Annotated in this window: 19 protein-coding genes; 3 read left to right on the top strand and 16 right to left on the bottom strand. The window is 54.3% G+C overall.

From position 1 onward, the window contains the following. Positions 1-551 precede the first annotated feature (551 nt). Together WFJ73_RS32685 and WFJ73_RS32680 are read right to left on the bottom strand one after the other, a co-directional pair. On the bottom strand, positions 552-2,969 hold the full coding sequence (locus WFJ73_RS32685) for a 3-hydroxyacyl-CoA dehydrogenase/enoyl-CoA hydratase family protein (RefSeq protein ID WP_336776926.1): 2,418 nt from the start codon (positions 2,967-2,969) through the stop codon (positions 552-554). A 76-nt stretch (positions 2,970-3,045) separates the two neighbouring features. Beyond that, positions 3,046-5,280, bottom strand: coding sequence for a (Fe-S)-binding protein (locus WFJ73_RS32680; RefSeq protein ID WP_336776925.1), 2,235 nt, complete (start codon positions 5,278-5,280; stop codon positions 3,046-3,048). A gap of 239 nt (positions 5,281-5,519) precedes the next feature. Here WFJ73_RS32680 and WFJ73_RS32675 point away from each other — a divergent pair, with 239 nt between their 5' ends. The 3 genes from WFJ73_RS32675 to WFJ73_RS32665 all read left to right on the top strand — a co-directional run bounded on the left by WFJ73_RS32675 (position 5,520) and on the right by WFJ73_RS32665 (position 8,664). Continuing rightward, positions 5,520-5,651, top strand: a complete 132-nt coding sequence (locus WFJ73_RS32675) for a hypothetical protein (protein ID WP_336776924.1) — start codon at positions 5,520-5,522, stop codon at positions 5,649-5,651. Positions 5,652-5,702: 51 nt separating this feature from the next. Beyond that, positions 5,703-6,521, top strand: a complete 819-nt coding sequence (locus tag WFJ73_RS32670; RefSeq protein WP_336776928.1) for an electron transfer flavoprotein subunit beta/FixA family protein — start codon at positions 5,703-5,705, stop codon at positions 6,519-6,521. Between the two features lie 1,159 nt (positions 6,522-7,680). Further along, positions 7,681-8,664 carry an electron transfer flavoprotein subunit alpha/FixB family protein gene (locus WFJ73_RS32665; RefSeq protein ID WP_336776923.1) on the top strand — a complete coding sequence of 328 codons (984 nt, stop codon included), beginning with the start codon at positions 7,681-7,683 and terminating at the stop codon, positions 8,662-8,664. Between the two features lie 477 nt (positions 8,665-9,141). Here WFJ73_RS32665 and WFJ73_RS32660 read toward each other — a convergent pair whose 3' ends face one another. From WFJ73_RS32660 to WFJ73_RS32595, 14 genes are all read right to left on the bottom strand, one after another. Next, positions 9,142-9,819, bottom strand: a complete 678-nt coding sequence (locus WFJ73_RS32660) for an SOS response-associated peptidase (RefSeq protein ID WP_336776922.1) — start codon at positions 9,817-9,819, stop codon at positions 9,142-9,144. 70 nt (positions 9,820-9,889) lie between these two features. After that, a complete protein-coding gene (locus WFJ73_RS32655) occupies positions 9,890-10,738 on the bottom strand; it encodes an AraC family transcriptional regulator (RefSeq protein WP_012772486.1) in 849 nt (282 codons plus the stop codon). Between the two features lie 162 nt (positions 10,739-10,900). Continuing rightward, positions 10,901-11,683 carry a hypothetical protein gene (locus WFJ73_RS32650; protein ID WP_336776921.1) on the bottom strand — a complete coding sequence of 261 codons (783 nt, stop codon included), beginning with the start codon at positions 11,681-11,683 and terminating at the stop codon, positions 10,901-10,903. Between the two features lie 31 nt (positions 11,684-11,714). Continuing rightward, on the bottom strand, positions 11,715-12,122 hold the full coding sequence (locus tag WFJ73_RS32645) for a flavodoxin domain-containing protein (protein ID WP_336776920.1): 408 nt from the start codon (positions 12,120-12,122) through the stop codon (positions 11,715-11,717). 66 nt (positions 12,123-12,188) lie between these two features. Then, positions 12,189-13,055 carry a hypothetical protein gene (locus tag WFJ73_RS32640; RefSeq protein WP_336776919.1) on the bottom strand — a complete coding sequence of 289 codons (867 nt, stop codon included), beginning with the start codon at positions 13,053-13,055 and terminating at the stop codon, positions 12,189-12,191. A 27-nt stretch (positions 13,056-13,082) separates the two neighbouring features. Then, positions 13,083-13,232 (bottom strand): hypothetical protein, encoded by a 150-nt coding sequence (locus WFJ73_RS32635; protein WP_336776918.1) that lies wholly within the window; start codon positions 13,230-13,232, stop codon positions 13,083-13,085. 801 nt (positions 13,233-14,033) lie between these two features. Further along, positions 14,034-15,425 (bottom strand): glycoside hydrolase family 30 protein, encoded by a 1,392-nt coding sequence (locus tag WFJ73_RS32630; RefSeq protein WP_336776917.1) that lies wholly within the window; start codon positions 15,423-15,425, stop codon positions 14,034-14,036. Between the two features lie 32 nt (positions 15,426-15,457). Then, entirely contained in the window at positions 15,458-16,918 is a 1,461-nt protein-coding gene (locus WFJ73_RS32625; RefSeq protein WP_336776916.1) for a glycoside hydrolase family 30 protein, read from the bottom strand. Then, a complete protein-coding gene (locus WFJ73_RS32620) occupies positions 16,905-18,887 on the bottom strand; it encodes a glycoside hydrolase family 2 TIM barrel-domain containing protein (protein WP_336776915.1) in 1,983 nt (660 codons plus the stop codon). The genes WFJ73_RS32625 and WFJ73_RS32620 overlap by 14 nt, the downstream gene beginning before the upstream one ends. 115 nt (positions 18,888-19,002) lie before the next feature. After that, the gene (locus WFJ73_RS32615; protein WP_336776914.1) at positions 19,003-20,601 is read right to left on the bottom strand and encodes an extracellular solute-binding protein; all 1,599 of its coding nucleotides are present in this window, start codon (positions 20,599-20,601) and stop codon (positions 19,003-19,005) included. Positions 20,602-20,661: 60 nt separating this feature from the next. Continuing rightward, entirely contained in the window at positions 20,662-21,549 is an 888-nt protein-coding gene (locus WFJ73_RS32610; protein ID WP_201008969.1) for a carbohydrate ABC transporter permease, read from the bottom strand. Positions 21,550-21,562: 13 nt separating this feature from the next. After that, a complete protein-coding gene (locus tag WFJ73_RS32605; RefSeq protein WP_012772474.1) occupies positions 21,563-22,474 on the bottom strand; it encodes an ABC transporter permease in 912 nt (303 codons plus the stop codon). Between the two features lie 71 nt (positions 22,475-22,545). Next, positions 22,546-23,586, bottom strand: coding sequence for a LacI family DNA-binding transcriptional regulator (locus tag WFJ73_RS32600; protein ID WP_336776913.1), 1,041 nt, complete (start codon positions 23,584-23,586; stop codon positions 22,546-22,548). Between the two features lie 1,599 nt (positions 23,587-25,185). Next, the gene (locus tag WFJ73_RS32595; RefSeq protein ID WP_336776912.1) at positions 25,186-26,193 is read right to left on the bottom strand and encodes a LacI family DNA-binding transcriptional regulator; all 1,008 of its coding nucleotides are present in this window, start codon (positions 26,191-26,193) and stop codon (positions 25,186-25,188) included. Between the last annotated feature and the right edge of the window lie 96 nt (positions 26,194-26,289).

Here is a 26,289-nt window from a genome sequence, read left to right as displayed (position 1 = left end):
GGGGGATAAGACCCCGGCAGGGTCTTATCCCGTTCCGGTCACCAGTTAACGTGGCAGGTAAGACCCTCTCAGGGGCTTATTTGCTGCTCAACTTTTGTTTTCGAGTAACTGTCTGGACTTGTTTCGACGTTTAGGTCCTTCAGGGACCTTATCTGGTTCCAATCGGCATCTATTAGGGTGGTTAAGGCCCGTTAGGGACCTTAACCTTATGAAATCAACACAATACGCAGCATTTTCCACCTGAAATCTGAGTTTTAAGGCCCTTCAGGGACCTTAATGCGCTTCCTATTGCAAGTTAGTTTAATGTTAAGGTCCCTAAAGGGCCCTAACGCCTTAAGCGCAGCATTTAAACAGTGAATTTGAAACGCTGATTTTGTTGGATGAAATCCAATGTAGAGTTACTTACTGGTCGATAACGCATCATTATGTTGGATGAAATCCAGTCTGAGCAGGGAGTCTGTGCCACAGGTCTACGTGCTGTGTCTATACCAATACCCCAGAACACCGGCACATGTGCCCGATGTAACCACCCTCACTCCCCCTTGCTCCGCTTAATTCCGCAGCGGCTTGCCCGTGGAGAGCATGTAGCTCATGCGCTCCTGAGTTTTGCGTTCGCCGCAGAGGCTGAGGAAGGCTTCGCATTCCAGGTCGAGCAGGTACTGCTCGCTGACCTCTGCTCCCGGCGCCGCATCGCCGCCGGACATCACGTGCGCGAGCTTATTCCCAATCAGCGCGTCGTGCTTGCTGATCTGCCCGCCCAGCAGCAGACTGTGCACGCCCATGCGAAGCACGGCCTTGCCCTCGCGGCCAGCCACGCGGACGCGAGCCTCGGGCTGCGGCGTATAGCCCGCCCGGTCCAGCTCAAGCACCGCCCGCTTCGCTTCGGCAATCCGCGCGTCCTGCCGCATAATGACGCGGTCCTGCGGGCGCTTCAGCCCGATGCGGCCAACATCAAAGCCGCTGGTGGACGTTTTGGCCATCGCAACCGTCTCGAATAGAGCGTTCAAATGCGGCTGGATTTCGCCCCCTCCTGCCCTTGCCGCAGCCATAACGGCTGCCTCTTTCGAGCCGCCGCCCGCCGGGATCAGGCCAACCCCGGTCTCAACGAGACCGAAATACGTCTCCGGCGAGAAAATAATCTGGTCGGCCGGCAAGCAGGCCTCGACGCCTCCGCCAAGCGTCATCCGGTGAGGCGCGGCGACGACGGGACGGTCTAATTTTTTGATCGAAAGCATGCTGCCCTGGAACATTCGGATGATGTCCTCGACTTCATCCCATTCGCCGTTTTGCGCCTCCATCAAGAGAAGCAGCAGGTTCGCGCCTACGCAGAAGTTGCGCCCGTCGTTCGCAATAACAAGCCCGCGCCAGTTCTTGCTGACCTCCTCGGCCGTCCGCCGGATAGCCGTCAGAATTTCGCCGCCGATGGCGTTGTTCTGCGAATGGAATTCGAGGCAGACCACGTCGTCACCAAGATCAATCAGACTCGCGTCCGAGGTGCGCAGCACCGTTCTGCCGGCTTCCTTCAAAGCAGCAAGCGAAATCTCATCCGGTGACAGCTCTTCGGCCGCATACCCTCCGCCCCCGCTGGCGTACACGAACCGTCTGCCTTCCTGCACCTTATAAAAGCTGCCGTTCCCTTCCGCAATCCATGTCAGTACCCATTCCGGCACCGCATCGCCTTCAGCCTTCATCCGGGCTACGGACTTCTCCAAGCCAAGCGCATCCCACAGCTCAAACGGTCCAAGCTCCCAGCTGAAGCCCCATTTCATTGCTTTATCGATATCCGTGATGGAGTCGGCAATAACGCCAACCAAGGCTGCCGAATAGAGAAGCGTGCGCTTAATCGTCTGCCAGGCGAACTGGGCATATTTATGCTTCGGATCCGTGCCGATAAGCGCCCGGATTTTGCCGCCCGTGCCTTTTGCCGCCTTGGCCGCATCGATGATTGGTCCTTTCACCGAGCTACGCGGCCGGTAAGCAAGCGATTCCAAATCAAGCGATTCAATCTCGCTGCCGCCCTTCAGCCCCCTAATTTTCCGGTAAAAACCACCGCCGCTCTTTTCCCCCAGCCGGCCCGATGCCACCAACTGCTCTAATAGCGGAGGCCTTGCGAACGTCTCGCGTTCAGCCGCATCCGTGCTTTTCTCCCGGACGTTGTCGACGACGTGAAGCAGCGTATCGAGGCCCACCAGATCCAGCATCCGGAACGTTGCCGTCTTGGGCCGCCCCATCGCGGGCCCGGTCAGCGCATCTGCTTCCTCCACCGTAAGCCCAAACCTAAGAACCTCCTCCAGCGTCACCAGCATGCCGTACGTGCCGATTCGGTTGGCGATAAAATTAGGCGTATCCTTCGCCACAACAACGCCTTTTCCCAGCCGTTCTTCGCATATAGCAGTAAGCAGTGCCGTAACCTCGGGAGCCGTATCGCACGTCGGCACAACCTCAACCAGCTTCATATAACGCGGAGGGTTGAAAAAATGCGTCACCGCAAAATGCTGCCGGAACGCCTCGCTCCGGCCCTCCACCATCTCGGCTACCGATAAGCCCGATGTATTGGAGGATACAATCATGCCCGGCTTCCACACGCTCTCCACCCGCTCGAACAGACTTCGCTTCACATCCAGCCGCTCGACAACCGCCTCCACAATCCAATCCACCTCGGATAGTCCTGCCAGGTGATCCTCGAGATTACCAGCCGTAATCCGCCCGGCAAAAGACGGCTCATACAGCGGGGCAGGCTGCGCCTTCGCCATTCGGACAACGGCAGCTTGCGCAAGGCGGCTGCGCACCTGCGGGGAAGCCAGCGTCAGTCCGCGTTTTTCCTCCTCCGGAAGCAGTGCTTGCGGCACGACATCGAGCAGCAGCACACGCATGCCGGCATTCGCCAAATGCGCGGCAATTCCCGCGCCCATTACGCCGGAGCCGATGACGGCCGCGCGCCTTACCGTACCCGTTCGATTCATCGACATTGAATAGTCCCTCCTGGGTTATTGATGATTTTTGCTTCGAAAGCATGAGTCGTTTTTTAGCCGGGCAGTCAGGCCGTTAAGCCGTCTCTTTGCCAAACACGCTTGCCGCAAGCAGCTCCGCTACATCGCGTGCCGCCGTCCGCTCATCGGCCTCGAGAAGCTTCAGCCCGTCTTCCATCATCGTCAGGCAATACGGGCAGGCCGAGCCAATGACCGTAGGCCGTACCTCCAGCGCCTGCGATACTCTGGCGCGGTTAACGCGGACGCCGCTTTGCTCTTCCATCCACATCAGGCCGCCGCCCGCTCCGCAGCACATGCCGTTCTCGCGATTTCTCGCCATCTCTTCGATCTCGATGCCCGGAATCGCCTTCAGCACCTCGCGCGGTGCATCGTAAATGCCGTTATAACGTCCGAGATAGCAGGAATCATGGTAGGTGACGCGTTCTTTGATAAGGTGCTCGGGCGTTAACCGCCCATCCTTGAGCAGCCGGGCCAGCAGCTCCGTATGATGCTCGATCCTGACGTCCGAAGGAAGTCCGAAATCCGGGTACTCCTTGCGGAAAGTATTAAGCGTATGCGGGCAGGCCGTTACAATACGAGTTATTCCGTAACGGGCAATGGTCTCGATGTTCTCGCGGCACAGTTCCTGGAAAAGCAGCTCGTTGCCGATCCTGCGCGGCGTATCTCCCGAGTTCCGCTCCTCTGCCCCAAGCGTGGCAAACGACACTCCCGCCTGGTCAAGCAGCCGCACGAGATCGTACAGCACCTTCCGGCTGCGCGTATCGTAAGAGCCCATGGACCCTGCCCACAGCAGAAACTGCGGCTTTGGCGCTCCCGCACGTTTGATTTCCTGCATCGTCTTAACGCGGACGCCGGTGCGGCTCTCGCATTCGTCGATCCAAGCCGCGCGTTCGGCTCTCGGAAGTCCCCATGGGTTGCTTTGGCGTTCGATGTTTTGCAGCGCGCGCTGACCGTCAAACGGCAGGCGGCCTTCCATCAGCACGAGATAACGGCGCATATCGATGATTTTGTCGACATGCTCGTTGCCAACCGGGCACATCTCCTCGCAGTTGCGGCAGGTGGTACATGCCCACAGCTCCTCCTCGCTCATGACGTCTCCGATCAGCTCCAGCTCATCCGGCTTTGTTCCCTCCCGGGCATTCCAAGCCTGCTTCTGCGCCGTCATGGTCGGAATAATGGAGGTCACGCTTCCTTCCGGACTATCCTCCCAGGACGGAATCAGCGCGCCCATCACATGCGCCCCTGCCGCCTGCCCGCCCATAAACGTTGGAACCCAGGGCGACTTGGACGTAATGGCGGCGCCTTTTTCCGTGAGATGATCCCGAAGCTTTGTCATGAGATGCATCGGCGACAGCAGCTTGCCGGTATTCGAAGCCGGGCAAACATTCGTACAGCGTCCGCATTCCACGCAGGCGTACAGGTCCAGCAGCTGCTTTTGCGTAAAATGCTCGATTTTGCCCGCGCCAAAATACTCCGCTTCCTCATCCTCCAGATTAAGCGGCGCCAGCCGGCCCACCGGCGCATTGCGCCCGAGCCACAAATTCACGGGAGCCGTCAGCAGGTGAAAATGCTTCGACTGCGGCACGTACACAAGGAAAGACAGCAGTACCAACAGATGCAGCCACCAGAACAACTCGTAACCGGCTTCCGACGCTATGCTGCCGGAAGGCACGCCAAGCTTCCCGATCCAGTCCGCAAGCACGGAGGAAACAGGCGCAAAACGGCCAGCTACGGCATGCGGATCTCCCGACAGCCGCTCGAAGGAAAGCGTCAGCAGGACAGTCAGCATCAACCCGCCGATAAACCAAAGGACAAGCGAAGGCTTCCAGCCGCGCTTCAGCCTTGGCAACTGCTCGATATACCGGCGGAAAGCCCCGTACAGGACCGCGAGCAGGACAAGCGAGACCGTCAGCTCCTGCGACCAGGCGAACTGGCCGTAGAAGGGAAACGGAATCGGGTGACCGCTGAGCTTTTTCCAGATGATATCCGCCGCTCCAAACTGCAAAATGATAAAACCGTAGAAATAAATGAAATGCATGACGCCGCTCCGGATATCGCGCAGCAGCTTGCTGTGCCCGAGCACCTGTCCCGTTACCGAGGGACGTCCGGCTAATTCCCTCCGCTCATCCGATGGCATCGCCTCATGGGCAGCCGCCCGGCCAAGCTTAATATAGCCCACCCTGCGCAAGACGACCGTAACAAAAGCGAATGCGGCAAGCCCCAATACCGCCGCGAACAAAACCCACCTGAGTGCAGCTGTCGCCACATCTGCCGACCACCATTCCAGCAATGGCCACGCCCCCCTTTTGCAGCCCTCGATTCGGACAAGCTTTTAAGCGTTGTGACTAGGTGAAACGGCTGCTCCTTCCTATGGCAGAGAGAGCGCGTTTCAATCCGAAGAATTTCAAGCCATGTTTACAAGAGAAAACTTATAAATGCTTAGAATTCAAGGTGAAACGGCTTCGCCGGCCTTTGGCAGGGCAGCATTTTCAAAAAAACCGCGGTGCTCCAGTATATGAGCCCGATAGCATGAACATGCCGCCCCTTTCGCCGGTGCGGACGGTCTATTTGGCCGAGTCGACTCATATCGTAGCACTGATGGAAAGCGGTTTAACCGAGCCTTGCAGCCAGCCGCGGCCATGCTGCGGGAGAGGCGTGTGAGCCGGACGAAAATGGAGCATGGAACTATAGTCTGAGGAGGTTGCTGCAGTGCTGAACATTGTCGTTCTACTCAAGCAGACATTTGATACGGAAGAAAAAATTATCGTAAAGGACGGCGCCGTTGCGGAAGCGGACGCCAAGCTCGTTATTAATCCTTATGACGAATATGCCCTCGAGGAGGCGCTGCGCCAGCGCGAGGCGCATGGCGGCGAGGTACGGGTTGTCTCCTGCGGCGGCGACCGCTCGGAGGAAGCCCTGCGGACCGCGCTTGCGATGGGCGCGGATGAGGCCATCCGGCTCGACGCGGCTACCGTGGAGAGCAGCGACAGCTTCGCGCTGGCCGCTGCGCTAGCGAAGGTTATCGAGCCGCTTAAGCCGGATCTGCTGCTGGCGGGCTTGTTCGCCGTCGACAGCGGCTCCGGGAGCGTAGCGCTCCAGGTCGCGGAACGGCTTGGTCTGCCGCATGCGTCAGCAGCGGTGAAGGTTGGCATTGCAGGGCCGGATGAAGCGAAGGCATCCGGCGAGCTGCCGCCGGGCGCAGCGTCGGCGGCGAGGTTTGCTGTCGTGGAGCGCGATGTCGAGGGCGACACGGAGACGGTTGTGATCCCGCTGCCAGCGCTGATCACCGCGCAGCAAGGGCTCAACGAGCCGCGGTATCCGTCGCTGCCGGGCATTATGAAGGCGAAGCGGAAGCCGCTCGCCCGTGTGTCGGCAGCCGCAGGCGGCGAGGAAGAAGGCGCGCGGACATCGCGCCTGGCGCTTTTTCCGCCGGCGCCGCGCGCAGCCGGCCGGCGCCTCGCCGGGACGCCCGGCGAGCAGGCGGCGGAGCTTGTCCGCCTGCTGCAGGCGGAGGGCCAGCTGCCGCAGTGACGCGACTGAACGACGTTAAACGTTAAGGCGGTTAACGAGGACGATACCTTAGATGTGGGCAGCCAGGTTACGAGCCCTGAGTGACCTTAACCTTGTGCGTATCCACCAACTTGACAACCTTTTTCTCGTTTGCCGGTTGTTAAGGTCCCTAAGGGGCCTTAACGTGCCACACAACTAGCTTATTCAGCTGGTTAAGAGCCCCAAGGGATCTTAACCTTATGCGTACCCGCCAACCTGACGGTCTTTTTGCTCGTTTGCCGGTTGTTAAGGTCCCTAAGGGACCATAACGTGTCACACAGCTAGCTTGTTTAGCTGGTTAAGAGCCCCAAGGGATCTTAACCTTATGCGTACCCGCCAACCTGACGGTCTTTTTGCTCGTTCGCTGATTGTTAAGGTCCCTAAGGAGCCTTAACGTGCCACACAACTAGCTTATTCAGCTGGTTAAGAGCCCTAAGGGATCTTAACCTTATGCGTACCCGCCTACCTGACGGTCTTTTTGCTCGTTCGCTGATTGTTAAGGTCCCTAAGGGACCTTAACGTGTCTCACAACTAGCTTATTCAGCTGGTTAAGAGCCCTAATGGATCTTAACCTTATGCGTACCCGCCAACCTGACGGTCTTTTTGCTCGTTCGCTGATTGTTAAGGTCCCTAAGGGGCCTTAACGTGTCACACAACTAGCTTATTCAGCTGGTTAAGAGCCCTAAGGGATCTTAACCTTATGCCGACCCACCAATTTGGCGGCCTTTTGCTCGTTTGCCGGTTGTTAAGGTCCCTAAGGGACCTTAACGTACCAAGTAGCTAAATTATCTAGCGGATTAAGTGCCCTAAAGGCTCTTAACTCCTCTCAGCTCCTAAGTTTGAAATGCATCCAATAAGACCCTCTCGGGGTCTTATTGAGGTGCTTCATCTACTTAATAGTTCGGATAAGACCCTGCCAGGGCCTTATCGTAACGGGAAAGCCAGAAAAGCATTGAAAAGACCTGACTGCAACAGAAATAAGACCCTATGAGGGTCCTATCTTATACAATCGCAACTCAACCTATCGCAATAAAGCCCTCCCAGGGTCTTATTGCCCCAATGGCAATGCAGAAGGTTACTTCAGCAACTTTGGAGATAAAATTTCATTTGCAGCTCGACCTGCAACAAAGGAGGAAATAAGATGGGAAGAACGATACTCGTGTTCGCCGAATGCCGGGACGGCAAACTGCGCCGCGTAGCGCTTGAGGCGCTTGGCGCCGCGCGGCGGCTGGCCGGTGCGGACGGCTCGGTCCATGCCGTCCTCGCAGCTCCCGGCGGCTCGGCCGACGAAGCAGCCGCGCTGGCTGCGCGAGGGGCGGATGTCGTCCATGTCGCGGACGACCCGGCCCTTCGCGCCTTCGCGCCAGAGGCGTGCATCGCCGCCTTGCGCGCAGCTATAGAAGCGGTAAGGCCGGACGCGCTGCTGCTCGGCCATACCGCCGTGGGGCGCGAGCTCGCGCCCCGCGTGGCCGCGGCCATCGGCGCCGGCCACGTCGCAGACGTGACCGCCATCGATGAAACCGATGGCGTGTTCACACGGCCGCTCTACGCCGGCAAGGCGTTCGAGCGGCGCAGCTTCACCCCGGGCCGGCCGTGGGTCGTCACGGTCCGCCCGAATAACTTCGAGCCGGCCGAGACCCTGCCGGCCGGCGAGCCCCAAGGCACCGTGCAGGCGCTGCCGTTCACGGTACCGCCGATCCTGACCGCGGTACGCTCGCTAGTGCGCCGCGCCGGCGGCCAAATCGATCTCGCCGAGGCAGACGTAGTCGTCTCCGGCGGCAGAGGCGTACGCAGCTCGGCCGGCTTCGAGCCGCTGCAAGAGCTCGCCGGCGTGCTCGGCGGCGCGGTTGGCGCCTCGCGGGGCGCTTGCGATGCCGGCTACTGCGGCTATGCCCTGCAGATCGGGCAGACCGGCAAGGTCGTTACGCCGCAGCTCTATATTGCCTGCGGAATAAGCGGCGCTATTCAGCATCTTGCCGGCATGAGCCAATCGCGCGTCATTATCGCGATCAACAAAGACCCCGACGCGCCCATCTTTAGCGTAGCTGATTATGGCATCGTCGGGGACCTGTTCGAGGTTGTTCCGCTATTAACGGAGGAGTTCGGCAGAACGAAATCCGGTTAACTTAGCGGTCCTAAGCATTAACCCGGCTAATCATTGGGACGGTTAATCCTCTTTCGCGAAGGTTCCGGGGTTCCGGACATCCGGGCTTCCGGGCTCCACTGGCTTCCGGACTTCCCGGGTTTCCATGCTACCGGATTCCGAGGATTCCCGGGCTTACCGGGTTTCCATGCTTTCTGCCTTCCCGGCTCCCCGGCTCCCGGGTTTCCGGACTTACCGGGCTCCACGGGCTTCCGGGGGTTCCCGGGCTTCCGAGCTCCCGGGCTTACCGGGTTCCCATGCTTTCTGCCTTCCCGGCCCACGGACTTACCGGCCCTCGGGCCCCCGGCCTTCCTTGTTTTCCCTTACCTGCTTTTTCTGACCGGGCTGCTCTTATTAGCCCAGGCTACACGCCCTTACTCAGCCGCCCGGCGTGCACCGCCGGCCACCAAAAAAGGGACTATCCCCGCAAGCAGAGCTTACGGGGATAGTCCCTTACAATCATTTCAAAGCAAAATCCGGGCGGATCTCCCGGACGCAGTCCGGGGATTCGTAAGCTTCATCGTTCACCGCGTTGGTGACCGGATAAGCTCTCATGCGGTAGCTGTCCATCGGCTCCAGATGCTTGCGCAGCGAGCGGAAGTCCGAGATGCTGGGATTCAACCAATCCTCCATCCCCTCTTCGTCCATAATAACCGGCACGTTAGGCTGCCATTGCGACATCGTCCCGGTTGCCGGGGCGGTAATCATGGTAAAGGCGCGCACCTCTTGCCCGCTGTAATTCCGCCAGACGTCGAAGAAGCCGGCAATCCCGAACACTCTGCGGTTCGGCACCACGATATGCATCGCCCGCGAGTCCTTCTCCTTCTGCCCTTTCTGCCAGCCGAAAAATCCGCTGCAAGGCACAACGCAGCGCTGCTTGCGCAGCATCCGCTCGAAGAAAGGCTTGTTCGACAGCATCGAGCTGTCCGCGTTTACGGAATCTTTTGCCCAGAACGGGAACAGTCCCCATCTAGCGTCATGCATCGTCCGGAGTCCCCAGCGATCGTTCATAACAATGGACACCGTCTGCGTAGGCGCTACATTAAACCGGTTCGTGTAACAATTAATCAACTGCTCCACCTTAAAAGCCTCAATCATATCTCCAACATCCGCGGTAATGGAATAACGTTCAATCATATGCAATAACCCCCAGCGCTTTTTAACCAAGTATTCTCTAAAGCGCGGGATGATTATGCGTTCCTTTCCATTAATTCGTGAATCGTTTGCGGAATTTAAGCGGCGGCATGCCGGTCTGCGCGGCAAAAAGCCTGGAGAAATGCGGCGTCTGACGGAATCCCGTCTCCTCCGCCACTCTTGCGATCGGCCAGTCCGTCTTGATCAGCAGCAGCTTCGCCTGGTCGAGGCGGTAATACAGCAAATATTGCTGCGGCGTACAGCCGAACACCTCGGTCATGCAGCGGGTAATGTAGTTCGTATGCAGCTGAAGCGCTTCGCTCAGCATCGTATTCGTAATCACGCTGCGGTAATTCATCTTCAAATATGCGGCAGCGCGTTCCGCAACCGATACCCCGGCCTTCGCCGCATCCGAGCGCCAGCCCTCGTCAAGCATCTGCAGCAAATGGAGAAAACGCTGCTGGCGTTCCCAGAAGGCGCCATGCGAAGAGCTTTGCGCCGCTTCATGCAGCTGGGAGAACAGAAGCTTCGCTTCGTCCGGGAACGATAAATGCATTTTTTTCGGCAGGCGAATGGCATACGTGTAATAATCTCCGCGCAGCGATCCCTGACTTGCCTCCGTTTCCTCCCAAGCTCCAACCGTCTGGAAATGCACCCAGTCAAATACGGTCTCCTCTTGGCAAGGCTTAAAAGAGTGATGCCAACGGTCCGGCCGCAGAATGAGCACATCCCCGGCTTGAAGCGTCCAACGGTTGCCCTCCTCCGCGATATAGAGCGAGCCCTGCTGAACGAACAGCAGATCAAATACGCCCAGATTCGTTCGGTTCGGATGCTCTTCCCCCGCTTGATAGGTTCTCCGATTCGATTCTATGAAAAATGGCAGCGGCGGCGACCGAAAGGTCAGCAGCAATTCCTCCGACACAATAAACCTCTCCTTGTTGTCTCAATGGTGTGTATGTATGCAAAAACTTCATAAAAGCTATTGCCATGTTACCGAAATCATAGCCATTTGTCTACAATGTTCGACAGATCCAGTCTATGAAAAAAAGCCCTATTCCTCTAGTAGAAGAATAGGGCTTTCCAGTTACATAATGATAGCTTCGGCTGTTTCCTCAACCGGGCTCAGGCATTCTCCGAGAAACGGGCAGCGGCGGCATTCCGCGGCCCCTTTCGATTTGCGCAGCTGACCCGCCGCAGACGATGCTTCCGGCATAAAGCTTGCAGCCAGCTTCATATAATCCAGCGACTGTTCAAGCGACTTCTTATCGGGATACACAATAAGCTGATTACCGCTTAAGACGGACAGTACCTCAATTCGAAGCGGCAGCCTCCCAAAGGCGCTTGAGCAAAAAACCGCCGTCAAATGCCGGAACAAAGCGATGATCTCTTCGTCCTCGTCAACGATGTATTTGCGCACGATGTAATCGTCAGGATTACCGTTGTCGCTTTTGAGCACCACCTGGAAAATTTGCATCAGCTCCACCCGGAGCTCCGGCACAAAAACCTGATGCTGCTCGAAAAGAATAATCGGAGTAGTGGATTTTTCGCTTGATAATAAGGAATGTAGACCGTCAATCAATTGCTGCCTGATCAACCAATAATGCTCCGGAGACTCGAATTCCTCTACCTTGTTGGTCCACCAACGCTCGAGCGTATCCGGGATAGAGAAATGAGACCGTTCTCCCTCGGGCGTCATAAAAAATGCGTTGACCGCATGGCTGACAGCCACCTGGGCAAGCTGCACCCAATTAACCTCCGTCTTAGCCGATGGCGCGGCTCCCTGCCGTTTGGCATACCGGTACGGACATCTCAGGAGCTCCTCCAGCTTATAATCTTCAATTACCTTCCCCTTTGCCGCAGCATCCAAAGCCGGCCACCTCCTCCGGAACTTTATACATCTATCTGACAGCAGGTACCGATCCGGCAATCAACCAGCCTGCAGCCTTACACTCGATAATCTGATCCTTGGACGGATCGAATTCAACCTTCAAGCCCGGCAGCACCAGCTCCGCTCCAATCTCCTTCAGCTTAGCTTCAATCGTATCCACCGCCCCGCAGAAGATCGGGTACGAAGTATCCCCGGAGCCAAATACAATGGCCTTCCGCCCGCTTAAATCCAGATCGCTTAACGCTTCGTAAAAATCTATAAATTCATTGGGCAAATATTGATCCAGCTCGGATGCATCCGCATCATAAGCATCTCTTACCGCAACCTCCGCGCCTGCTTCCCTTGCGCCGGCGGCAATGGCTTCCGCCATCTCCTCCGTATTTCCCGTCAAACTTGCATAAGCCACAATGACCTTCATGAAGACCTCCTGAATAATGTGCGAGAAACTTAGCCGCTCCGGTAAGGAAGGAGCATCCGATACCGCTTAGATATCTAAATATTGAATGCCTTGAAATAAGGTCGCCATGTACAGTCTGCCATTTCGGAGCTCGACGTCCGTCACCGGATAACCAAGCTTAACCGACAGAAGCGCGAACTGGTTCTGAATCATGCTGAGCCGAAATAGACCATGGTCCGTGCACACATAAGTATCAATGCCAATCGATACAACGGAGAAAACAAATTTACCGTTGAAGCGGATCCGTTCGAACAGGCCTCTTTTATCCCCGATCAGCAGCTCTCCCTTCTCGCTTGCTCCAACCAGATGCCCGCGGAATACCGAGAGGCTTGTGACCGCCCGGTTCAGCTCGAACTCGGCCCATTCGTCCATAAACCGGTCATACAGCGCAATTCCGCTCTCGTGTCCAACAACGAGATATTGGGGAAGGTTCATGAAGTCGAATACCTTTTTGCCCGGGCAGGCAAACTTTTGCCATTCTCCGCGCACTTCCGACCACAGCCCGTATTCGGTTGCCGCATAGCCGGTTCCGCCCAGGATGCGGTATTGGGAGCATGGGACAGCAAGTCCCGTATCCACCCACTCCTCATCCTCGTACAGGAATAACCCTTCGCTCGTGCAGGCATGCAAAATACCGCTATGCAGCTGAAGCCGGTTCACGCTTGCCTGAGGCGGCAGCCCCGCCGCCAGCTTCGTCCACTCTCCGAACTCGTCAATCTCGTATACGCCATAACCAACCGAAGCAGCTATGATCGAATCTTGGCTAACCCGCACCGACGAAAAGGGAAACAACATCCAGTTCCACGGCTTGCCTTCGTGATTGATCTGATCCGTCGTATTCCCCGGCTGACCATTCTGATTAAACCGGCTTTCCTTCACCTTTTTCAGCTCCAATGCTATGTAAGGCCTGCCCGCGCAGGCTTACTTGTTGTGTTCTTTCCGTTCTTCTGCCTTATGAATAAGGATGGACTCGACCTGCCACGGCTTCGATTCCCGTTCTTCGCTCTCCGTCTGACGGACTGGATGTATTTGCTTCTTCTTCTTCAAGACCATTTCATACAATAAACCCAACGTTAGAACCTCCCTTTGTGCGAAGCCCGGACCTCTTGCCCGGTGGTGCGTATACAGCTAATGCGCATCCTACTATTGATAATGATTATCAGTTTCGTTAGATACATGATAACCATTCTCAATGACACTGTCAACCGTACCCAAGTCCTTAATCATTCAACTTTTTCTAAAGCTTTGGACGGCATGGTCAGCTGCGTTAAATTCGACACCAGTAGCAGCCATGCCATACCCGCATGACTGCTCTCGCTCGCAAATGTTGTGCGCAATGTTACAAGGTATGCCCGCTCCCGCCAAAATATTTGTCTTACTGACAAATTTTCCGTTCAACTTGTCAGACCGGCTTGTCACTGCATTGCACTTTATGCAGCATATTTCACTCCTATAAGCCGATTCCGCGTTCTACGTTGCACGAAATGCAGTAAATATCCCTTTTAAACCCCGGAATGGCCTATCTAAGCGAAATATCCTGCAGATCGTGCAGCATAAACGGACAAATCAGGCGTGTAGGGCCAATTATGCTGTAAAACGTGCAATGTAGTTCGTGGAGTTATTTGCCGTACTGGCTGAATCGGTCAAGAGTATGGTATTGGTGAGCGATGACGGGGTGCGGGGTGCAGGGGTTGTATACGGAGAGCGATATGCGGGCGCCGTCTCGGGGCTTTCGTAGCCTACCGGAAGCTGCCGCCGGTCGTTTGTGGCAGCTCAGCGAACAGCTCACAGGTGTTAAGCTTGATCCTAAGTAAGCGCAAGGTTAGAAAAAAAGGCTGTCTCCATGAATGGGAGACAGCCTTTTCTAAATTCTTACCAGCGGTACGTGCCGACGGTTCCGGCAGGAAGCGTTGCTACGAATTGCTTGCCTTCGCAAAGCACGCGGAACGACTGCTCTTCCGCCGTCTGATTGATAACAACCATAACGAGGCTGCCGTCCGGATTGCGGAACGCCACATTGGTTACCGTCTCCGGCGATCCGTAAGTGCTGCCGATCCGGTATGCGCCGCACTCGACAAAGCGGGAGTATTGCGCAAGCAGATTAAATTCCGGCGTGCGCCAGAATCGGCTAGGCTCATCCGCATCCTGCATAAGCATCGTTGGGCCGGGCTGCCCAAGCCATTGATGCGTGCCGATTCGGCTGTCGAGCATCGTTACCCAAGCGTTATAGCTGCTGGCATAGTTGCGGAAATATTGCGCCATCCGGTCCGCGCCGGCCGTTCCCCATAAGGAACGCTCCGTCAGATATATCGGCTTTTCCGGATATGCCGCATGGATCTCGCTCATCACTTCCGGCGAGCCGTCATAGTCATGGAGCGCAATGCCGTCAACCGCCGCATAGCCTTCCGAGTCATTCAGAATCGGCGTGACATAACCCATCGCATCCGCAAAGTTGTGATCGAAGATCCATAGCTCCGTTGCTAGTCCATGCTCCTCGAACTCGCGCTTCAGGGCAATCGCCAGCTCGCGCTGACGTTCAGGGGACATGTAGCAGCTTGGATAGTCGGTCTCGAGCAGCGGTTCGTTTTGCAGCGTCATCGCACAGACCGGAATGCCATGCTCCTCGTACGCCTGAATAGCCAGGCGGTAATATTTCGCCAGCGCTTCCGTGTACTCGGCGCCTTCCTTCAGGCTTCCCCGCTTCAGATCGCCGTTTGTCTTCATCCAGGCCGGCGGACTCCAAGGAGAAGCGAAAATTTTCGCATCCGGCACGACCTTCAGCAGCCTCTGCACCGTCCTGAAGATCGACAGATCGATATCCTTCTGAACGCTGAAATGCTTCAGTTCGAAATCGGTTTCTCCCTCGGGAAGATCGTTATACGTATAGAACGGCTGCGCGGTGAAATCCGAGGTCCCGATCGTTATCCGGAACAGATTAAAACCCAGCCCCTGCTCCTTGTCCGCCAGCTGCTGAATAAAGCTCGCTTGCGAAGCGGCGTCCATCTTCAGCAGATTGTTGATCGTTGTCTCTTCCACCGAAGTTCCGATCCCCAGCATCTGTTGATACGTATGGGCAGGCGTTACGAGAATCGTCGTTTGATCCGAGGCAGAAGGATCGGTTAATGCCAGCTTCGGCTGCCCGCTTAACGCATAAGCCGGATCCGCCGGCCCTTCAAACCAGCGGGTATTCCCCGGGGTCAATTCCGAGCTGAGCCACACCTCAACTTCTTTTGTCGATACTGCCGTTTTGAGTATTGCAGACACTTGCGTCTCCTCCTCTATCCCTCTTTGTTATGTTATTTGCTATGAGCTGTTCCCGGCCATACAAACGTAGCCACCGCGCCTGCCGGCATCGTGTAAGCAAACGATTGGCCGCCTAGCTTAACCTTCAGTTCTTTGTCTGCGCTTGCCGCGTTGAGAGCAACCAGTACGATCGTGCCGTCCGGATTCTTGAAGGCAACCTGCTCAATCTCCCCGCTCACCGATTCGCCGGATTCAATCCGGTATGCACCGGATTTCACGAATTTGCTCGCATGGCCGAACGAATAGTATTCCGAGTTAAACGTCACATCGCCGGAGCCTTGATTAATCGTTACGACGCCCATGCAATCCTTGCAGCCGCCAATCGTTGGCCCATAATTCTCGTCGAGCGCAAGATTCCATTTCAAGACTACCTTCGACCAGTTGCGGGTTGCGCCGATAATCAGATTTTCCATATCCCATTTCAGGTTGCCGCCGAAGTCCGTTGACCAAGCCCCGCCGCTGCTTTCGGTGAAATAGAGATTTTTGTCCGGATGGGCGTCATGCACCTGCGCCTGATTGCCAACTTCTCCCGCATAACCGTGGAAAGCCGTTCCGTCTACGTATTTCGAGGCATCCGGATCGTTCAGAATGGTCAGCGGATAATACGGCTCATCCCAGTTGTGATCCCAAACGACGATCTTGGATTTAATGTTGTTCTTCTCGAAAGCAGGACCAACAAAGCTCTTGATCAGCTCGGCCTGCTCGACCGGCTCCATCCGCATGCCCGGATAATCCTCCGGCGTATAATGCGGCTCATTCTGAAGCGTAATCGCATCGAACGGCACGCCTTCCGCTTCGTAGCCCTGAATCATTTTGACAAAATAATTCGTAAACGGCTCATAAGCATCCGGCTTCAAGCTGCCCCCGATAACCGAGTCGGTTGTCTTCATCCAGCCCGGAGCGCTCCACGGACTACCCATCAGCTTCAGATCCGGGTTAATCTTAAGAGCCTGCTGAAGCGTCGGAATGATGTACTCCTTATCGTGATCGATGGAGAAGTTCTTAAGCTCCGGATCGCTTTGACCGGCTGGCATATCGTCGAAGGTGTAATTCTTCACGGCAAAATCCGATGCCCCAAGCGGCACGCGCATATAGCTGATGCCAATTCCCTTCTCATGGTCGAACAGCTTGTTCATCAGCTCTTCCCGCTGCGATTCATTCAGTTTATTGGCAATCAGCCAAGCCGAAGAATCCGTCAAGGAAGCGCCAAAGCCATCCATCTGCTGATAGACCTTCCCGTCATCGATCGTAATGACATTTTCTTCGGAATCCTTGGCCTTCGTAAGCTTCAGGCTTTCTTCCTGCTGCAGGAGCTTGCTCTTGTCGGGAGTCGTCAGCCACACCTGAACCTGCCCGTCAGTAGAGCCTGAACTGCCTGAATTGCCACTGCTGCAGGCCGTGGCCAGCAAAGCTACCAGCAAGATGGGAAGTATAACGGTGCTACGCCTTTTCATTCGCCGCTCCCTCCAGCTTTTGGCCCAAGCCGCCTTTATGACGGGTAATTGCGCCATAATCGCGGCGGATGAGCGGCGCAACCGGCTTCTCCGTGCTGCGGTCCATATGGATAATGCCAAACGTATCGATCCAGTTGTTGTGGTTCACGTACCAGTCGTACATAATCCAGAAGTCGATGCCGGCTACATAGCCGTCCGCATTGTCCTCTCCCTCTGCACTCAAGGTCCCCTTCTCCATCAAGGCGCGAAGCGTCTCTTCATAAGTAAGGACCTGCTCGCCTTCCTTGCCGCCGGAGGACCAATGGCCGAACTCGGTATTAAGGATTGGTTTATCCGGGAAGATGCGGTTTGCTTCCTCCAGGAACTGCCGTGTCCCCTCGTAATACGTCCCGCCATGGAAAATGCCAAAGTACATCGTCCAGGCGGCCACATCCAGCGGTGCCATCGACGGATCATGCGGACCCGGCTGGTCGGCTGCCGAGCTTTGCGTCAGAAGGCGGCCATCGTTGTAATTTTCTCTTAAGTCACGGACAAGGCGTTCGTTATAAGCGAGGCGAAGCCATACGTCCTTGGATTCGTTTTGCGTGCTCCACATAAGCACGGACGGACGGTTATACTGCGAGAACACCATCTCGCGCCACATCTGATCGGCAAGACGCTTCTCGTTTTGCGCTTCGTAATGCTCGGTCTCGAACTGCCAGAGCGGAATTTCGCTCATCGCCATAAAGCCCATTCGGTCAAGCAGCAGATACGTGTACACATGGTTCGGATAATGTCCGGTTCTAACCATATTCACGTTCAGAGCGCGGATCTGCTCGAGATCCGTGCGAATCCGGTCCCAAGCCGCGGTGCGTCCGGTATCCGGCCATTCCTCATGACGGGCGATACCGGCCATAAAGACGGATTGCTCATTGAGCAGAATTCTGGTCTTATCCGTCCGTACCGTCCGGATGCCGAATTGCGTGCTGAACGAGTCCTGCGCCAGAGTCGTTGATCCTGCCGCTGTCAGCCGGAAGGTCGCAACATACAGATTAGGCTGCCAAACCGACCAAAGCTTAGGATCCCGTACAGTGACTTCGAATTGTACGACCTTCACTTCATCCGGCTGCAAGGTGAGTTCCGTGTGCATCGGTTTATCCGTTACGGCCGGCACGCCAATCAGCGAGGAAGCCAGCGGGGATTGCAGGAAGTTAGGCGCTTCCGGGTCTGCCTCCAGCAGACTGCCTTCCAGTCCTACCTGAACCGCATCCTTGCCGCGGTTATGCAGCACAACCTTCACGTCCAGCCTGCCGCTGACATTCAGCGGAACGATATCCGCCCGGACGATCGCGGCCTGAGGGGTGATTTCAATATAGAGATCATGAATAATGCCCGTATAGTTGAAGAAATCCGTTCCCGCTACGGCCGGAATCGTATCCTTCCGGCTTCCCCATGGCGGGTTATCGACTCGGATGCGGATCTCATTGTCTCCCGTGCGCAAATAGGCCGTTAGATCAAAGGCAAACGGAGTAAATCCGCCCTCATGGCAGCCTACCCATTCCCCGTTGATCCAAATATCCGCTACATAGCTGATGCCAAGCGATTTGAGCGTGTAAGCATAACCTTCATTTTTGCTTGTAATCGTGAATGCTCTGCGGTACCAGACACCATCCTCATACGTTTCCGCCGCATTCGCTTCAGGCAAGCCGGTCAGCTTGTTCTCCGGCGAAGGAACCGTATGCGGCTGCCACAGCTCGGACGCTGTATCGCGGACATAGTCCCCTTCCCGGCTCTCCAGCTCCGTCAGCCAGCTCTCGCTGCGGTCCGCCATCGAGAAATCGTGATCCATCGACAGGCGGCGCTTCTGCCACTCGCCGTTCAGCGTGATCTTGCCTCTTGTCTGAGGCTCGAAGGAAGGTACCGGAATACCGTTCTGAAACGGGACATTTACGCCATTCACTTTTTCCAGCGTTAAGGTTGTCTTCAGCATGATGTCTCTCCTGTCTCTCTTTAATTGAGTGAAAATAAAAAGGAGGATGAGGACGAATGCGTACGCCGATCCCTTACGCACAGGTCACACATCCCCCTTGGTCATGCAAAACCTATTATTTTATTCCTTGCGCATCAAACGATTTGTTCGCTTGCTCTTGCACGTATTTCAGTACATCGTTCACGCCGGCTGCTTCCAGCTGCTTGCGGTAAGTCGCGAGCGCCTTATCCACGTCAGGAACAAGACCCATCATCAGAGGCATACCGTATTGCTGAATAACCGAGTTAACGGCTGCTTGCTGCGATTTCACAGGAGCGTAGTCCATGATAACTTGCGCGAAAATGTTTGGTTTGCTTTGCGATTTGAACTCTTCAAGCAGAGCGTCGAAGCCCTCCCAGCCGCCGGCTTGCTTCACGCGCTCCATCGATTCTACGCGGTAGCCCCAGCTTGCGATACCATAGCCTTTGAAGTCTTTTGCATCTACGCCGGCAGGAGGCGTTACGATATGCTTGCCGTCCGCATCCATCGAGTAGTCCGTGCCTTCAAGACCGTAGCTCATGAGATCATAGTACTTCGGATCGCTGCGCAGCTTATCGAGAACCATCAGGGAACGCTCTGCGTTAGGCGCGCTCTTCGGAATAGCCATTGCATTGTTAACCGACAACGTAGGTACAGTCAGGTTGTGGAAACGGCTGAACGGGAAGTAGCCAAGCTTGATATCCGGATTGGATTTTTCCATACCCGTGATGAAGCCGCCCGCACCTGGGGCATTACGCCAGTACACAGCACCTTGACCGGTTTTGATCGCGTCTCCAGCTTCTTTTTGGTCAGACAGAGTATCGGATTTCCAGAAGCCCTTCTCCGACCAAGTCTTCATCTTCTTCACCCACTCTTCAAACTCAGGAGTGAACGGATAAGCTACGATATCGCGCGGAGTGTCGTACGATTTCGCTACGATTACGCCGCTGTCGCCGCCGATTTGCTGGTAGCCTTCGAATGCTTTGAACATCGTGAATACTTCGTTGTAAGCTTTGCCGTTAATCGGCGTGATGCCTTTGGCTTTCTTCACGCCGTCCAGGTAAGCCTCGATGGAGTCAACGTCCTTAATCTCGGGAAGACCAAGCTCTTGTCTCCAGTCGTCACGGTATACAAGGCCGTCCGGCGTGTATTCCGGATAAGTGGCAGGAACCGCATAGATTTTGTCGTTAATCGTCGCTTCCTTCCAGTCCTGCTCCGATACGCTGCTCCAAGTTGTAGGAGCGTACGTTGGCAAGAGATCGTTCAGAGGCATAAAGGCGCCTTGGTTTGCGAATTTATAAAAGTCCGCCCATGAGGAGGCGAAGATCATATCCACTTTCTCGCCGGAAGCAAGCAGCAGGTTATATTTGGTCTGCCAGTCCGTCCACGTCGTGAAGTTCAGCTTAACAGTCGTATTCAAGTCTTTCTCAAGCATCTTGTTCCATTCCGCAACAACCTTCTCCTGGTCCGGAGCCGGATCGCCGAGCAGGTACCAAGTCAATTGAACCTTTTTCGAAGTATCCGGAGTTTTTGCATCCGTGCCTGTGTTCGAGCTTGCTTCAGTACCCGGATTCGCGCTTGCATTCGTGGATTTGTTCGAATTGTTATTGTTGTTGGAACCGCAGGCTGCAAGCATACTTGCCATAATAGCCGTCGAAACGAGCACAGTGCCCATTGTTTTTATCTTTCTTTTCATGCTTGATGACTCCTCCTTTTATTTAGTGAACCTATATGTTAGCCGGCCTTAGGACCGGTTCTAACCTTTCACGGCGCCGATCGTCAGCCCTTTTACGAAGAAGCGCTGAACGAACGGGTACAAGAATACGATAGGACCGGTCGCGATAACGGCTGCGGCCATCTTGAGCGTCTCGGCCGGAGGCTGGAACGTAGGAGACAGGTTGCCTGCCACGTTTGTCTTCAGGACGGCTGCGCTTGCGAGAATCTTGTACAGCAGGAACTGCAGCGGATAATGGGATTCGCTTGTAATGAACAGATTCGCCATGAACCAGTCGTTCCAGTAGCCAAGTGCCATAAACAAGCCGATTGTGGCAAGACCGGGACCGGAAAGCGGCAGGATCAGTCTCAGATAAATCGTAAACTCGCCCGCGCCGTCAATCTTGGCCGATTCAACGATGGAATCCGGAATCGACTTCATGAAGTTTTTCATGAGGATGATGTTCCATGCGCTAAGGAGCGTCGGCACGATAAGCGCCATATAGGTATCTTTTAAATCAAGGTGCTTCGTAATAAGGATGTACCAAGGAATCAGACCGCCGCTGAACAGCGTCGTGAAGTAGATGAAGAACGACAGCTGATCGCGGTATTTGAAATCTTTGCGGGACAGAACGAAGCCCGCCATGGAAGTCAGGAACAAGCCAACTGCCGTACCGACAACCGTAATAAAGATCGTTACCTTGTAGCCATCGAAAATTTGCTTCGGATTACTGAATGCGGCTTTATAAGCATCCAGGGAGAAGGTCTCCGGAATAAGGCTGAAGCCTTTCGATATAATTTGGATCTCCGGCGTAAACGAGCCGGAGACGATAAGCAGGAATGGCAGCAGGCACAGCACGGTCAGGATGGTGATCAACACGTAACCAATGATGTTAAAGACGATTGTTGCTCTTTCCATTTTAATTTTCATGTCGATTCCCTCCTTAGAACAGTGCGTAGTCCTTCTGCACTTTCCGAATGATATAGTTAACCAAGATAATTAACACGAAGCCAAAGAGCGATTGATACAGACCGGCTGCCGTACCCATGCCGATATCGAAGTTAACCGCAAGCGAGCGGTATACGTACGTATCGATAATGTCGGTCGAGTTGTAAAGCATGCCGTTGTTGCCGATGATTTGATAGAACAGATCGAACTGCCCTTTCAGAATGCCGCCGAGGCTGAGCAGGATCAGCAGGATAAACGTTGGCACAAGCAGAGGAAGCGTAATATGCCTAACCCGCTTGAAGATGTTTGCTCCGTCGATCTTGGCCGCTTCATGGTATTCGTCGCTGACGCTCATAATCGCCGCCAGGTAGATAACCGTGCCGTAGCCAAGCCCTTTCCATACGTGGAAGAAGACGATGATGTATTTCCATGGCGCCGTATGCAGGTAGAAGTCATAAGGCTGCAGGCCCAGCGACGTCAGCATCGTATTCACAACGCCCGCATTCGAGAAAAGGTTAAATACGAAAGCGCCTACAAGGACGAACGAAACGAAGAACGGCAGGAACATAATGGACTGCGTCGATTTCTTGAACCATTTGCCCGGCAGCTCGCTTAGGAAGATCGCGCACGCCAGCTGCAGGACGTTGCTGATAATAATGAAGGCGATGTTGTAGAGCACCGTATTTTTCGTCAGGTTCCACAACACCCCCGAGTTGAACAGGAATTCGAAGTTCTTGAATCCGATGAATTCTCCCCCGAACAACCCGCCGTCAAAGCTGAACCGGGTGAACGCGTAGTAGACCCCCACCATCGGTACGTAGGCAAAGACAATAAAGAATAACAAGGCAGGCGCAATCATGAGGAACAAAATTCGATTCCGTACGAGCTCCTGGAAAAAACCTTTCATACCGGCATTCCTCCGTGACTTCAAAATAAGCTAAAATGTAATCGATTTCTTTCTTCTGCTAAAAAAAAGCTTTACTGTGAAGCTTCCTTGCTCTTCACGGGATTTCTGTCGAACATGGAAGATTCCCGGATCAGCAGCTTGGACTCGACCTTGAAGGTCCGTTTGTCCTTGAATTCATTGTTGTTCATCTGGTCAATCAGCTTCTCCGCGAGCAGCGCCCCCATCGTGTATTTGGGCTGATCAACCGTGCTGAGACGAGGCACGATGTACTTCGTAAGCCTGATATTATCGACGCCTACAATCGCCAGCTGCTGCGGCACCTGTATCGATAATTGCTTGCAGGCTTTGTACACGCCTAAGGCCATCTCGTCGTTTGCCGTAAAAATCGCCGTAAAGTCATCGTTCTTCTCGCGCAGCCTCATAAAGCTGAGGTAGCCGCCGTCTTCATTAAAATCTCCGTTGTCGATGAGATCCGGTACGAAGGGCATCCCTGCGTCTCGAAGCGCTTTCATGTAACCTTCAAGACGTTCATAGCTGTCGATGGCATCCGCGTATCCGCTCAGGAACGCGATCTTCTCATGCCCCTGCCCGATTAGATGATTCACAACGTCCCTGGCGATCTTCACGTTATCGGTGAAGGCGCAAGGAATTTGATCATGGTCGATATTCCTTCCGATTACGCCAATACTGTAGCCATCCTCCACCAGCGCGATGAGCTCCTTGTTGGTCATCTCGGGGGTAACGAAGATCATGGCGTCAACGGTTCTGTTCTGCAGCAGGGAAACATATTCGAGCTCCTTATGCTTCTTGTTCTGCGCATCGCAGATAATAACGTTGTAGTCGAGAGAGTTTGCCATATTCTCGATGCCTTTAATGATCTCCGCGAAATAAGAAACTTCAATGTCCGCGACAACAACGCCAATCTTCATTGTTTTCCTGGACCGCAGATTCTTGGCCATGGCATTCGGCGTGTAATTCATCTCCTGAATGGCCTCGAGTACCCGCTTCTTCGTTTTCTCGCTTACTAACTCGCTTCGATTCAGCACTCTTGAAACCGTTGCGACGGACACTTTTGCGCGGTTCGCTACGTCAATGATCTTACTGTCGTTCATTGCATCACTTTCTTTTTGCCTGACTTTTATACACCGATATTAGCACGCTCTGAAATCGATTTCAATAACTTTTTTTAAAGTTTGTCCGTATTTTTCGAAAAATACTGTATAAACCGCGTAGTTATAGGCTTTCTTTTGTTTTCGTGGATGATGACGTAAATCAAATCTTTGTGAAATCGATAACAAAATTGAGAGGAAATCCGCTCGTTTTCTGAAAATAAGCCTGGATTCCGCTTGTTTTTGCGTTTCGATTACATTTCATAACGCATTCTAGGTGATGTCACTCCGCACAGCACGCAGTACGCTGAAATGCACGAGCCCAGCATAATTAGCCTGCTCGGCAGCATTTGATGCGCCTTTCAGCCAAGTAACTAGAGTTAGTTGAAGTGCCGCCGCGCGCTTACGTTGCATGAAAATGCACCATATTGGTGCGATTAGACCAGGTAACTCGACATATCCTGCACGGAATGCAGGATATCCGAGAAAAGCAGCCACAACGAGCCCATTTAGGCGCATTGTCCTGCATTCTGAGCAGCATATTTCGCCCATGCTGCCTAAAATGGGCATTTACACTGCAATTTGGTCAGCGTATAAATCGGTCCAGCAGCCTGCTAGTGCATTCACGTACGAAGCCAAGTAATTAGAGTTAGTTGAAGTGCCGCGGTGTGCTTACGTTGCATGAAATGCACCATATTGGTGGGATTAGACCAGGTAGCTCGATATATCCTGCACGAAATGCAGGATATCAGAGAAAAGCAGCTCCAACGAGCCCATTTAGACGCATTATCCTGCATTCTGAGCAGCATATTTCGCCCATGCTGCCCGAAATGGGCATATACACTGCACTTTGGACAGCATATAGAACGGTCCAGCAGCCTGCTAGTGCATACATGTACGAAGCCAAGTAACTCTAGTTAGTTGAAGTGCCGCCGCGCGCTTACGTTGCACGAAATGCACCATATTGGTGCGATTAGACCAGGTAACTCGACATATCCTGCACGGAATGCAGGATATCTGAGAAAAGCAGCCCCAACGAGCCCAATTAGGCGCCATATCCTGCATTCTGAGCAGCGTAATTCGCCCATGCTGCCTAAAATGGGCATTTACACTGCACTTTGGTCAGCGTATAAATCGGTCCAGCAGCCTGCTAGTGCATTCACGTACGAAGCCAAGTAATTAGAGTTAGTTGAAGTGCCGCGGTGTGCTTACGTTGCATGAAATGCACCATATTGGTGGGATTAGACCAGGTAGCTCGATATATCCTGCACGAAATGCAGGATATCAGAGAAAAGCAGCTCCAACGAGCCCATTTAGACGCATTATCCTGCATTCTGAGCAGCATATTTCGCCCATGCTGCCCGAAATGGGCATATACACTGCACTTTGGACAGCGTATAAATCGGTCCAGCAGCCTGCTGGCCGTGCGCGTACAAGCCAAGTAATTAGAGTTAGTTGAAGTGCCCATCATTAACGGGGCGAATACGCCCGCGTTCCCGCAAGCCCGCGGCTGCCAAACAACAAAAAAGCTGCCAAAAAGGCAGCTTCAATGTGAAGAGCTTGGCTGGGCAACCCAGCCAAGCTCTTTCTCTATTATACTTATTAGCGCTTAAAGCTGGATGATTCCCTTTTGATCAGCTTGGACTCTATCACATACTTTTTCTGCGCGCTTTGTTCGTTCCCGTTCATCTGGGCGATCAGCTTCTCGGTGAGATGGGCACCCATCTCGTATTTCGGCTGCTCCACCGTGCTAAGGGCAGGCAGCAAATATTCCGTGATCCGGTTATTGTCGACGCCAACGACCGCCATGTCCTCCGGAATGCGGATTCCCCTCTCCCGGCAGGCCCGGTACACCCCAAGCGCCATTTCGTCATTGGCGCAATAGACCGCCGTAAACGATTGATTGCGCTCCAGCAGACGGCAGAACGCCTGATAGCCCCCGGTCTCCTCGAAGTCGCCATTGTCAATCAAGGTAGGCAGGAACGGAATCTTCCCTTCCTTAAGAGCCTTCATGTAGCCTTCCATCCGCTCATAGTTCTCGAGGGAATCGGAATAGCCGCCGATGTAGGCAATCTGCTGGTGACCCTGCTCAACCAGATGACGCACCGCTTCATTCGAGAATTTTACGTTATCCGTCTTGCAGCTGAGTATATTCTCGTGCACGACTGCACGTCCAACGACGCCTATGACGTAACCCTTCTGCACGTAATCGTTGATGGTATCGTCGCTGACGCGCGGCGTAACGAGAATCATGCCGTCCACCGTCTTGTCCGGCAAGAGCCCCAAGTACTCCATTTCCTTCTCGATCTGGTTATCCGAGTCGCAAATGAGTACTTTATATTTATGCGCATACGCCTTGTTCTCAATCCCTTTAATGATCTCGGAGAAATAAGAGACGTTAATATCCGGAACGATAATGCCAAGCGTCATCGTCCTCTGGGAACGCAGATGCTTGGCTGCCGCATTCGGATGGTAATCCATCTCCTCGATTGCTTGGAGCACCTTTATTTTCGTTTTCTCCGATACAAGGCTGCTCTCGTTAAGCACCCGCGATACCGTAGCGGCGGATACGCCTGCCCGCTTCGCAACATCCACTATTTTTTTGTCCACGATATGATCCCTTACCGTAACGTTTTTTCTCATTATATGAGTAAAATCTACCAAGTTCAATACGGCTGCATGCTATTAATAGTCCATTGGCCCAAA

The sequence above is a fragment of the Paenibacillus sp. MMO-58 genome (genome assembly GCF_037146255.1).
Taxonomy (GTDB): domain Bacteria; phylum Bacillota; class Bacilli; order Paenibacillales; family Paenibacillaceae; genus Pristimantibacillus.
This window is presented reverse-complemented; position numbering and strand designations above follow the sequence as displayed.